Source organism: Cupriavidus sp. 21MJTG02-4, from assembly GCF_057798975.1.
In genome coordinates, this window is sequence record NZ_JBYOJP010000022.1 from 88,931 (window position 1) to 100,861 (window position 11,931).

General features: G+C 58.3%; 10 protein-coding genes and 1 pseudogene. 9 read left to right on the top strand and 2 right to left on the bottom strand.

Annotation, left to right across the window (positions count from 1 at the left end; all coding sequences use genetic code 11):
* The first annotated feature begins 33 nt into the window (after positions 1 to 33).
* The 8 genes from AC3FKH_RS30695 (at position 34) to AC3FKH_RS30730 (ending at position 9,369) form a co-directional block, all read left to right on the top strand.
* Complete coding sequence (locus AC3FKH_RS30695) at positions 34 to 1,143, top strand: alkane 1-monooxygenase (RefSeq protein ID WP_488679457.1); 1,110 nt, start codon at positions 34 to 36, stop codon at positions 1,141 to 1,143.
* Between the two features lie 67 nt (positions 1,144 to 1,210).
* Positions 1,211 to 1,729, top strand: a complete 519-nt coding sequence (styC, locus tag AC3FKH_RS30700) for a styrene-oxide isomerase StyC (protein WP_488679458.1) — start codon at positions 1,211 to 1,213, stop codon at positions 1,727 to 1,729.
* Entirely contained in the window at positions 1,726 to 2,787 is a 1,062-nt protein-coding gene (locus tag AC3FKH_RS30705) for a 2Fe-2S iron-sulfur cluster-binding protein (protein ID WP_488679459.1), read from the top strand. Before styC ends, AC3FKH_RS30705 begins: the two co-directional genes overlap by 4 nt.
* A gap of 165 nt (positions 2,788 to 2,952) precedes the next feature.
* The gene (locus AC3FKH_RS30710) at positions 2,953 to 3,720 is read left to right on the top strand and encodes an OmpW/AlkL family protein (RefSeq protein ID WP_488679460.1); all 768 of its coding nucleotides are present in this window, start codon (positions 2,953 to 2,955) and stop codon (positions 3,718 to 3,720) included.
* A gap of 129 nt (positions 3,721 to 3,849) precedes the next feature.
* On the top strand, positions 3,850 to 5,004 hold the full coding sequence (locus AC3FKH_RS30715) for a CaiB/BaiF CoA transferase family protein (protein ID WP_488679461.1): 1,155 nt from the start codon (positions 3,850 to 3,852) through the stop codon (positions 5,002 to 5,004).
* A gap of 76 nt (positions 5,005 to 5,080) precedes the next feature.
* The gene (locus AC3FKH_RS30720) at positions 5,081 to 6,160 is read left to right on the top strand and encodes an acyl-CoA dehydrogenase family protein (protein ID WP_488679462.1); all 1,080 of its coding nucleotides are present in this window, start codon (positions 5,081 to 5,083) and stop codon (positions 6,158 to 6,160) included.
* 22 nt (positions 6,161 to 6,182) lie between these two features.
* The gene (locus tag AC3FKH_RS30725) at positions 6,183 to 7,337 is read left to right on the top strand and encodes an acyl-CoA dehydrogenase family protein (protein WP_488679463.1); all 1,155 of its coding nucleotides are present in this window, start codon (positions 6,183 to 6,185) and stop codon (positions 7,335 to 7,337) included.
* Positions 7,338 to 7,656: 319 nt separating this feature from the next.
* Positions 7,657 to 9,369, top strand: a complete 1,713-nt coding sequence (locus tag AC3FKH_RS30730) for an AMP-binding protein (RefSeq protein WP_488679464.1) — start codon at positions 7,657 to 7,659, stop codon at positions 9,367 to 9,369.
* Positions 9,370 to 9,398: 29 nt separating this feature from the next.
* Here AC3FKH_RS30730 and AC3FKH_RS30735 read toward each other — a convergent pair whose 3' ends face one another.
* Complete coding sequence (locus AC3FKH_RS30735) at positions 9,399 to 10,781, bottom strand: IS701 family transposase (protein ID WP_488679465.1); 1,383 nt, start codon at positions 10,779 to 10,781, stop codon at positions 9,399 to 9,401.
* A gap of 134 nt (positions 10,782 to 10,915) precedes the next feature.
* Between AC3FKH_RS30735 and AC3FKH_RS30740 the strand changes: the two genes are divergently transcribed.
* The gene (locus AC3FKH_RS30740; RefSeq protein ID WP_488679466.1) at positions 10,916 to 11,509 is read left to right on the top strand and encodes a hypothetical protein; all 594 of its coding nucleotides are present in this window, start codon (positions 10,916 to 10,918) and stop codon (positions 11,507 to 11,509) included.
* A gap of 333 nt (positions 11,510 to 11,842) precedes the next feature.
* Here the strand turns inward: AC3FKH_RS30740 and AC3FKH_RS30745 are convergent.
* Positions 11,843 to 11,931, bottom strand: a pseudogene (locus AC3FKH_RS30745) (AAA family ATPase); the annotation flags it as partial.

Genomic DNA, 11,931 nt, shown 5'->3' on the forward strand with positions numbered 1-11,931 from the left:
AAAGCTCGCCGGAGCGGGCTTGTGGAGAAAGACATGTGGGATTACCTGAAGTATTATGCGGCCCCGCTGAGCCAGCTTCTCAGCATCGCGGGCTTCTATCTGGGTGGGGATTACGTCTGGATTGGTATTGCATTCTTCCCGTTGATGGCAGTGCTCGATACGGTGCTACCCCTGGATTTGAGTGCGCGCCGGATCGGCAGCAAGGCCTGGGCCTACGTTCCGGTTTGGATCTCGACCTTGCTTAGCCCCGCGATGTATCTGGCGTTCGCATGGTCTCTCACGCATCACGAGCTGAGTGCGTGGCAGGTGCTGGCCGGCGTGATGGGATGCGCGTGGCTGTCCGTGTTGCCTGGCGTTCCTGCGACGCATGAGCTTTACCATGCGCGCGGCCGCATCGGGCGCTTCGTGGGCCGCTATTGCCAGATTGTGTTTCTTGATGCGACTCGCATGGAAGCGCACGTTGTAAGTCATCACCGCGATGTGGGTACAGTGGAGGACAGCGATACCGCGCCGCGTGGCTCCACGTTGTATTCGTTCGCGCCGAAAGCTGTCTGGGAATCAACGGCGTTGGCACAACGGATCGAATCGGATGCGTTGGAAAAGCGGGGCTTCTCCCGCTGGTCGATTCGACACCATCTGTGGCGCGCGATTCTCGCTCAGGCGATCTTTCAGTCGTTGATCTTCTTGATTGGCGGATGGCACGCAGTGGTGTTGACGCTTGCCGGGATGGTGATCGCGCGCTTCTGGGTGGAGACGTTTAACTATTTCCAGCATTACGGCCAGGTGCGTGTACCGGGATCTCCAATCGAGCGGCGTCACGTATGGAATCATTTTGGCGTGCTATCGCGGCTGCTCGCGTTTGAAATTACCAACCACGCCGATCACCATTTGAACTCATATCTTGCGTTCTACGATTTGGTGCCACACCGCGAAGCGATTCGCATGCCGAGCGTGTTCGTCTGCTTCATGGCTGCCCTGGTACCGCCTGTTTGGTTCAAGCTGATCATCAAGCCGGCACTCAGGAAATGGGACAACGAATGGGCCACGGCGGACGAGCGCCGCCTTGCGGCACAACAGAACCGTCTGGCCGGGTGGGAAGACTGGCTTGCAAACTCGCCGGCTAGCGACCCCGTTTCTAGCTGAGATGGTGAGTAGGCGGCTACAGCTCCGCCCCTTTCTTGCGAACATGCCTTCAAGAGGGAAACTCCGAATGTTAGTAGAGATTCAACGGCGCATGGTTGGTCATGCGATGCTCATTTTGTTCATTGGAATGATTGCTGGCGTGGGATTGCTGATCAGTTTAATTGGGGGCGTGGAGTGGTGGCCCGGCAAGCTTCTATCGTTCCAGCTTCCCGGGCCGACAGATGCCTGGGTGCGTACGCATCTTGGTGGCATGCTTAACGCGTTTCTCATCTTGCTGATCGCCTTGGTCCTGCCAATTCTGCAGGCGAACGAGCAGCGCGCGCGCGTCGTGGGATGGTTGTTTGTCTGTACCGGTTGGGCCAACACGGTGTTTTACTGGGCAGCCATCTTTTCTCCAAATCGGGCACTGACATTCGGCGACAACCGGTTTGGACCTCCCAGCTTGTTATCGGTCATCGGGCTGATTCCGGGGCTCGTCTTTGTCATGGTGTCGCTGATCGCGGTCCTTATGCTTGCCTGCGCGGCATTTTCCTCACGCCCCGACGATTCCCGCGCCTTTAGTAATTCCAAGTCAATTCGCTCATGAGAAAGTTCTTTGATTCTCTGCTTTCGCGTTCTTCCACAAAGAAACAGATGCGCATCTTGCCGGAAGAAAAGACGATCGAGATTGCCGCCGGCCAGACCCTGCTTGAGGCGGCGCTGGCCAATGGTGTTCCCTATCCGCACAACTGCACGGTTGGCACCTGCGCGTCGTGCAAGACCAAGCTGAAGGAAGGGCGCGTCAGAGAGGCGACGCCGTTTGGCTACACGCTTTCGAGGGAAGAGCTCCAGGCGGGATACATTCTGGCCTGCCAGGCGTTTCCGCGGGACAACCTTACTGTGGTCGAGCTTCCGGCAACTGTCGATCTGCCCGCGCCAGAGTCGTTCGCGGGCAGTATTGTCGCCACGGAGGAACTGACACACGATATTGTGCAGGTCACGGTACGGGTAGACCGCCCGATGACATATGTGGCCGGCCAATATGCGCGCGTTGTTGCGCCTGGCCTGCCCAGAGGGCGGCACTATTCGTTCGCCCAGCCGCCAGATCGAAACGGCAGGTCAGAAGTCATGTTCTTTATCCGGAAGGTACCGGGCGGCGCGTTCACGCGGGCGTTGTTTGAGGGCCAACTCGCCCACGTGCCTCTGGCTATCGATGGTCCCCATGGCGGCTTCTATCTGCGCGGCAGCAATGCCCCAATGGTTTGCGTGGTGGGAGGCAGCGGGCTCGCACCGATGCTGAGCATTCTGGAAGAAGCGAGGAAGAACCGGGTTCGCCGCGCATGCACCCTGCTCTTTGGCGCACGTACGCAAGCTGACCTGTACATGCTGGCTGCAATCGACGACCTCGCTAAGTCCTGGCCGGAGCCGTTCGAGTTTCTTCCGGTTTTGTCGCACGAACCCGCCGACACTAACTGGTCGGGCGCACGCGGTTTGGTTAGCGATTTCATCACAACGGCGAGGGCTAGTGGAGCCGAAGCGTATCTGTGCGGGCCGCCCCCGATGATCGACGCCAGCATTGAAAGTCTCTCGCGGTGCGGTGTATCCCTGGAAGACATCTATTACGACAAATTTGTGGATGGAAGGGATGCAGAGGAGGGGCGCTGATATTTACTGACTGTGGTCAAGCTCTTGAAGAACGCAAGGTAGGGTAGAGATAATAAATCGCGAAAAGTAATTCGCGGATAAATACACATAGATCGTGAGTACCGATAGCTGGATAGGACACTATCTGCCAGAAAAATCAGGACTCATAGAATATTGGAGACAACCTTGAAAACCCCAACTCGATTTCTATTGGCCTGGCTTTTTGCCAGCGCCTTCATGGCCACATTTGCGCGTGCGCAAAGCGCTGGCAGTTTCATGGTGACAGCTGGCGCTGCGTGGATCAGCTTTCCATGGTCCCACTCGCAGGAGATCCGGAGCAGTTCGGCTTTGGGTACGTTCGATTCGGCGGGAACGGACGCGCAGGTTCACAACACATTTGCGGTTCATTTGCCGCTCACGTACTTCATTACGGATCATATTGCGGCCGAGGCCGTACTGGGCATCCCGCCGACATTGCATCTCGCTGCGCAGGGCAATATGGCCCCGTTCGGGAGCGGAGGTCCAGCGTTGCCGCTCGGCCCACTGCAGCCGGTCGCTTCCGCTCGGGTATGGGCGCCAATGCTCTTGGCCAAATACTATTTCGGATCACCAGAGAGCGTAATCCGCCCATACGTCGGCGCGGGTATCAACTACACCTGGTTCACAAACGTCGACTTGCATCCGACGCTTGCAGGCGCCTTGGGTCAGGTGGCCGGTCCGGGCGGCAGCGTACATGCTTCGCTCAGTTCCTCTTGGAACCCTGTCGTTACCCTTGGCGCGACATACAACTTTGCGAAGCGATGGTCCTTAACAGGCTCGGTTACCTATCTGCCGGTGAAGACAACTGCTTCGTTCAACTCGATCGCTCAAAACGGCTCTGTAGTGCTGGAGAACAAGACTCGAATCACGGCCGATCCGATCGCATTCTTCGTGGGCATTGGCTATCGCTTTTGAGGCTCGTGATGTGAGTGGTGTATGAAGCGTTCTCGCGAGCGCTAGGGCAAGACGGCGGGCAATTGGTATTGCGCAGTTACGTTGAGTTATCAGCGCGCGAGGCCAATTTGGCAGAATGTTGGAGGGAAGATGAACAAGGAATCGAACGTAGGCGGACCGTGTTCCGGGCTCCGCGTTGTTGAGTTCGGCTCGATGATATCGAGTCCGATGGCGGGCCAGATCCTGGCGGACATGGGAGCGGATGTCATCAAGATCGAGCCGCCAGAAGGCGATCCGATGCGAAAGGTCGGGCCTTTCCACAAGGGGATGAGCGCGTTATTCATGACGGTAAATCGCCATAAGAAGAGCGTGGTCCTGGATCTGAAAACGGATAGCGACAAGGACGCAGCTCGCAACTTGGTCTTGTCCGCCGACGTATTGATCCACAATTTTCGTCCGGGGGCGATGGACCGGCTTGGCCTGGGTTATGAGCAGTTGCGGCAAGACAACCCAAAGCTCATTTACGCCTCCATTTCCGGATTCGGGACGTCCGGGCCTTACGCTTCAAAGCCCGCCTACGATCACGTCCTTCAGGGTATGAGTGGCGTCATGTACTTGCAGGGGCGTGGCGGCGAACCAGAGCCAGTGCGCAACCTGCTGGTGGACAAATCGACCGCCACAATTACGGCAAGTGCCATTCTTGGCGCGCTTCTCTTTCGGGAGCGACACGGTGGTCGGGGGCAGAGCATAGATGCATCCTTGTTGAATGCATTCTCCTGGTTCGGTCTTACGGACAATATCGCGAATCACACGTTTCAAGACCCGGACGCACAGAAGACTCCACCCCTGGACATTCATCATCCGCTTCGTACCGCAGACGGGTGGGTGATCGGTCATATTCAAACCGATACGCAGTTTGCTGCGGCCTGCAGAGTCTTCGGGCGAGAGGACTTGCTGGAGTGCACCGATTGGAAGTCAGCGGGTCAGCGAATCTCAAAGAACGGTGACATGTGGCGGGAGCTGGCGCGGGATGCAAAGAACATGACGCGCGCGGAACTGCTGGGCCGGGCCGAGGCCGAGGGCGTCGCGCTTGGGCCGATCTATACCCTCCAAGAGTTCTTCGAGGACCCCCAGGTCAAGAACTGTGGTGTTTATGTCGACCATGAGGACCCGGAGTTTGGCCTGGTCCGACAAATGAATTTTCCGGTGACATTTGGGGTTTCGGCCGCCAACGTGCGCGCCCGTGCGCCGCTGCTCGGCGAGCATACGGAGAATGTTCTTCGGGGGCTGACGCTGTCAGATTGAGCGCTACGCAGCGATCTGGCTTCGGAAAGCTGCGGTTTCAAAGATTCCGCTTCCAGCGGGAGAACAGGAGAGACACTTGATTACCTTCGACTTGAATGAGGAGCAGGAGCTCGCTCGGACTGCGATGCGGGATTTCGCGGCCGGGGAACTGCGCCCAATTGCCAAGAAATTGGACCGGGAATCGCGGATTCCGGTCGACGTACTGAACATGTTGTGGTCTACCGGCCTTGCGCAACTGCAGGGGGACGAGAACAAGAGACGTTGTTCGGTTCTCAACGCGATTGTATTCGAGGAACTGGCAGCTGCCGACGTGACCTTGGCTCTGGCGCTTGCAACCCCAGTCGCGTTTGCGCAGGCAATTCTCGATTTCGGTTCACGTGCGCAGCGCGAGGCGCTTCTTCCACTCTTTCAGGAAGACCAATTCTATGCCGCTGCGATCGCAGTCATGGAGCCGGACTTCAGTTTCGATGTTTCTGAACTGAAGACTACCGCGGTTCGCGAAGAGGAAGGTTGGCGAATCGATGGCCGCAAGGCGCTAGTGCCGCTGGCCGCCGTTGCAAACTATTTTCTGGTAGTTGCAAGCGCTGGTGATAAGCGCGAGGCCTTCATCGTAAAACGTGATACGCCAGGGGTCCGGACGGAGGCGCCAATCCCGACTGTTGGATTGCGGGCATTGGAAATGGGCAGCGTTGTGTTCGACGGCGTGCGTGTGCCGGATTCGGCGCGACTGGGTGCGGATCGTGGCGCCGACGTCCAGCGCATCATCGATTCGTCGCGAATCGGCTTGGCAGCCATGATGACGGGCCTGTCACGCGGTGTCATGGAGTATGTGATTCCGTATGCGAAGGAGCGCGTTGTGCACGGATCGGCATTGGCGCGCAAGCAGTCGGTTGCATTTCGTATCGCAGATATGTACACAGATGTTGCCTCCATGCGCCTCATGAGCTGGCGCGCCGCCTCCGAACTCGAGCGAAATGGCGTGGCGACACAGTCGGCTCTGCTCGCGCATGTTTATGCCGCGCGCCAATTGATGCATACCGCGGACGAAGGCGTGCAGATCTTTGGCGGGCACGGGTTCGTGCGCGAGCATCCGCTCGAGATGTGGTACCGGAACGCGAGGGCGGTTTCAATGCTCGAGGGCGTGGCAGGCGTTTAACGTCGATTAAAGGAGGCTAAACATGGTCGATTTCACCCTCACACCGAGAGACGAGGAACTGGTCAACATCGCTCGCGAGGACGCGGCAATTTCGCGGAAGTATGCGCGCTACTACGATCAGCATCATGAAGAGCTCGAGCCGGTAGAACTGCCGGAGGCGAAGGGGCGTCCTGACCCCTATGCGTTGCTTCAGGAGGATGCCGCTGGAACCAGCGGCCCCATTGTCGCCCAATCGCTGCTACACCTCGAGTATCCCGACGTTCGATTGCGTCGCGATTCAAACCGGTTTCTAGGCACGAAGATTGTTGCGTACGCCGGGACCCCGGAACAGGTCGAGCGTTTTGGGCATAAACTGCTTTCAATAGCGATTACGGAGCCCGGGGCCGGCTCGGACCCGCGTGCGATGGTCGGTAGCGCGCGATATGACGAAGCGACCGATGAATGGGTGCTTAACGGGGAGAAGATCTATTGTTCGGGCTTTGGCGAGGCGGCCGGAGCGGTAGTGATGCTGCGCGGTGCTCCAGACGAACATGGCATTCGGCCGTTCTGTTCGTTCGTGGTGGAAAAGGGTACTCCAGGTTTGGAGCTAATTGGTCAAGTGGACAAGATGGGCGTACGCGCCTGGGATACGGCGGACTTCGTGCTCCAGGATTGTCGTGTTCCATCGGTCAATAAGCTCAATGCAGATTTCAAGCGGACGTTGATGGTTTTCAATGGCTCTCGTGCGATGGTCACCGCCTTTGGCCTGAAGGCGGCGCGGAACATGCTCGAGATGGTCCACGACAATTTGCTGAAGGACGGTAACGCAATTGACTACGGAAAGGGAAGAAATGGGCGTTCGGCGGTGCACGATCGCGTCATTGCGCTTGAGGCGTGGCACGATGCAACGAAGCTGCTAATCCTTCATGCCAAGTGGTCCGAGCAGAAGCAGGGAGTTGCGGATGAGGGGACGATGGTCGAAGCGGCCATGGCAAAGGCGTTGGGTGGCATGGCCTCTCGGCGGATTACTCAGGAGTGCATGGATCTGCTTGGGCCACTTGCATTGACGGAAGAGTACCTGGCGGAAAAGTGGTTCCGCGATGCGCGCATATTCGATATTTTTGAAGGAGCAGGAGAGATCAATAGATTAATCGTCGCTAGATGGCTTCTCGATTATTCGAGCAAGGAACTCAACTGAATCTAGTCCGTGCCAGAAGGCGAGAATCGCCTGGAGCGCAACTATTGCGAGAGTCCTCCCCGCGTGGGAGGCAATGGCAATCGCTATCGCTTCGGCCCTCGTGTGCGGCCCGACACTTCCGGCGCAAGTGCGTGCATTTGAGTTTTCGCGTTTCGCGGCGAGGAAGCACCATCTTGAGATGGTTGAAGTTCTCGTCGAACAGGGCCACCATCGCAAGATGTTCGACGCTCAGTAAGCCTTGATTGCGGATGGGTCCGTAGATTTTTTTCGGGATAAGGCGTAATCCGGCAACCAGGCGAAGATCTTTTATGAGATGACTATGAATAGGTATCCCAACGGGGCGCAAGCATTTGTCGAGGCGCGCGACCTCTTACTGCGTTACCGTACTGACTATGAACGTGCCTATCGCGAGTTTGCGTGGCCGAAACTCGAGACGTTCAATTGGGCGCTAGACTATTTCGATGTGATGGCACGTGACAACGAGAACCCGGCACTGTGGATCGTTGACGAACTGGCCACAAGCGGTATGCGATTTTCGTTCGCACAGATGTCGGAGCGATCGTCAAGGATGGCGAACTATTTGCGTTCGCTAGGCGTCGCTCGTGGCGACCGGATCTTGCTGATGCTGCCGAACCGCGTCGAGCTCTGGGACGTGATGCTGGCTGCAATGAAGCTCGGCGCGGTCGTGTTGCCTGCCACCATACAGCTGTCGCCGGACGACGTGCGTGGCCGCATCGAGGCTGGCGACGTGCGCGTCGTGGTGGCCGCAGCCTCTGAACTGGCGAAGTTCGATGGGCTCGCCAGCAGCCTGATGCGCATCGCGGTCGGCGCCCATGATAATTTGCCGGATGGCTGGCTTGATCTCGCCCAAGCGTATGATTTTGATCGTGTATTTGTTCCGGATGGCCTGACGTACGCGACGGACCCGCTGTTGCTTTACTTTACATCCGGGACAACGTCGAAGCCGAAGCTAGTCGAACACACACACCAAAGCTATCCGGTTGGACATCTGTCGACGATGTACTGGATCGGTCTACAGCCTGGCGATGTGCACTGGAATATCAGTTCGCCGGGCTGGGCGAAGCATGCATGGAGTTCATTCTTCGCGCCATGGAATGCGCAGGCTTGCGTGTTTGTCTACAACTATACGCGCTTTGATCCACAGGACGCGCTGGACGCAGTGGTGCGTTATGCGGTGACAACAATGTGCGCGCCTCCGACTGTCTGGCGTATGCTCATACAGGAACCGCTCGCGTCGTATTCGGTGAAACTGCGGGAGATTGTTGGCGCGGGTGAGCCGCTTAACCCAGAGGTTATTGAGCGTGTGCAGCACGCATGGGGCGTCACAATCCGCGACGGCTATGGCCAGAGCGAGACGACTTGCCAGATTGGCAACACCCCGGGGCAACCGGTTGTACCCGGGGCAATGGGGCGGCCACTGCCTGGCTACCAACCCGTACTGCTCGACGCTGACGACAGGCCTACCTGCGAAGGCGAACTTTCGCTGCCGCTTAGTGAGCGTCCGCTCGGGCTGATGACGGGTTATCAGAACGATGCCGCGGCTACCGCCCATGCAACCCGCAACGGCTATTACCATACAAGTGACCTAGCCCTACGCCGAGAAGACGGCCATTACGTATATGTGGGCCGATCGGATGATGTCTTCAAGTCTTCCGACTACCGACTCAGTCCTTTCGAGCTCGAGAGCGTGCTGATTGAGCACGAGGCAATTGCTGAAGCGGCAGTCGTGCCGAGCCCCGACGAGTTGCGCTTATCGGTGCCGAAGGCCTTTGTGACTCTGCGCCATGGCTACGAGATCAGTCCGGAACTGGCGTACAGCATATTCTGCTTCTCACGCGAGCGGCTTGCGCCGTACAAGCGGATTCGCCGTTTGCAGTTTGGCGAATTGCCAAAGACGATCTCCGGAAAGATTCGACGTGTTGAATTGCGGCGTCGCGAGCTTGAACGGGGCGAGGTGGCCCAGCGCCCGGACGGCGAATACTGGGAAGAGGATTTTCGAGAGCTGTATTAATCTTACTGTGTCACAAACGTAGTCGAACGCTAACGGCGGCGCAATGCGGGCAATGTCCCAGGGCGCCTGCGAGTGCGACGCTCAACTGAAGGCGCAGCGTCCTGATCGAGTTCGGCACGTGACGCTGCGCGCGCTGGACTTCCCCGAGGAACGTAATCTTCGGGAATGGCAGGCACCTGGCATTCGATGAAGTTTTTTTTACCGCCGGCGCTGCTGCCGGCTTTCAGTCGCTGCGCCATCAGGAAGCCATACGCGGCGATGCTCAGGCTGGCATGGTGGTGAAAGCCCCGCCAACCCCGCCCCTCATAGTGGCCCAGGCCGAGGTCCTGCTTGAGATCTTGATAATCGCGCTCGATGCGCCAGCGCATGTGCGCAGCGCGCACCAGATCGTTCAGTGCCGTGGTTTCGGGCAGCGTGGACAGGTAATACTTCTCAGGCTCGGCCTGATCTGCGGGCCACTCGATGAGCAGCCACTGCTGGGGCAGCAGACGCGCCTTGCCCACGTTACCCCCGGCGCAGCGTACCCGCAGCGCCGCAAAGCGGCCGGTCAGGCGCTCGTTGCTGCCTTCGCGCCAACTGATGTTCTGGAATGCGCTGTCGGACAAGGACTGCGCCAATGCCTTGACACTCACCGGCTGTCTCTTGGCGGTGCGCCGTGGCATCACCGGGGGACGGCCCATGCCGCTGTAGGGCTTTGGCGGCAGGGGCTCCACCCCCGGTGGCCAGACCACCACGGCCGAGGTGATCCCGACCACGTAGGGCAAGCCCAGATCGGTCAGCCCTTGACGAAACGCATAGTCGATCCCGTAGCCTGCGTCGGCCAGCACGCAGTGCTTGGGTGCTCCTTCAGAGAGCAGGCCCCGTAACTGTTGCAGGGCAATTTGAGGCTTGGTCGCAAACTCGATGTGTTCGGGAATCCCGGCCTTGAGTCTGCGCTCGGCATCTTCGGCCCAGTTGCGGGGCAAGTACAGTTGCCAAGCCACCGGTAGGCTGCCTTGTTCGCAGGCCAGCGAGACGCTGACGGCCACTTGGCAGTTGTCCTGCTTGCCCAGCACCCCGCAGTATTGGCGTGTCACGCCCACCGAGTGGACGCCCTTCTTGGGAAAGCCCGTGTCGTCGACGATCCACCAGCCGCCAGCGCTGAAGTCCATATGCGGCACCACCCACTGCGCCACGCGATTGAGCAGTTGCTGGTCACTCCATTGGGCCTTGGCGACAAAGTGATGCAGGGCTTGGTGCCGGGCGCTGGCGCGCAGCGGATCAACGCGGGCTGCCATGGGTTCGATGCTCTTGCGCGACAGAGGCAGCATCAGACCGGTGCAATACCCAGTCAATCCTGCGTGACGGTCGGCATGACCCAACCCTTCAGCCAGGTGAGCCATGTATCGATCGAACTCTTTGGATATGCCCATGGCACCTCCCATCAAAGGGAAAAATGATGGGCATATCATGCCTTACTTTTTATGACACAGTAAGATTAAGGCTTACTAGTCGGGATCATTCGAGTTTCACGGCGAATCACATCCTCGGGATGATCGATTAGAATATGGAGGTGACGCTGCGTGCGAGGGAAGCCGGCCTGACAACGGTTTGCAACCTTGTCTTTCCGGCCCTTGTGACTATTGAGCCGGTCATTGGGCCAATCTGGGGGAGCCATCGCGGACGCACCCAGCAACTACGCGAAAGCCAACGGTTCGACATTCAGCCTTTCAATGAGTTCGATCTTTCGCTCAGCGCGGGCGCTGCAGTGAAAATCGCTGTGCACGCGAGTTGGGGAGACGAACTCTCGAAGATCACCGCGCGAGGCGTGAGCCAGCCTCTCAGCCGCTTGCTGGCATTCCATACCTTTGCACGACCGGAGCTCGATTGGACACTTGAGCTTTTCTCGACTCTCGCGTGTCTGACGAAGAAGGATCTGTCGCGAAGGTTGTTCGCGGAAGGTACTAGTTTCCGGGAGGCACTACGTACCAATCGCTTGAGTCGCCTTCTCATTGACCTACCCGGACTTGGGCACCTGGCCGGTCACGGTGCCGTTCGCTATGGCTTTGCTGACCGCTGCCAGGCTGAGAACGCTGTATTTGACCGGTTCGGCCTTACGCTGTTTCAGCTGCAAGGTCTGGTTCGGCCCATTGAACGGTAGCGCGAGAAGCAACTCACAACGACCACTCACCTCCAGGTCTCAACAGCACTTGGATGCCATATACGGGCTCAAACACTTAAATGCAATTAATCGCCTGCACCACAAGCCAACACCCTGTATGCGGCTAGCAGTGGGGGCGTACCCGGCCATCGTACGGCCGTCCTGCTTGAGATGACCATCACCGAACCTGACGTAGTTTCGCGATCATGAAAGTACAAGCAGGGCAGTCGCCGAGCATGCTGCGGATTTCGGTGAAGGTGATCAGCGGTTTCGGCGAACGTGATCAGGGAAGGAAGGTGGTACTGCGCGGTCAGGAGATTGTAGCGTAGGTGATCACGATGCCCGTTTCTTGGCGTCGGTTGACGTGCGCTTGCGCATGGATTCGCCTTTGAGCGGCACCTTGTGTGCCTGGTGGACCAGCC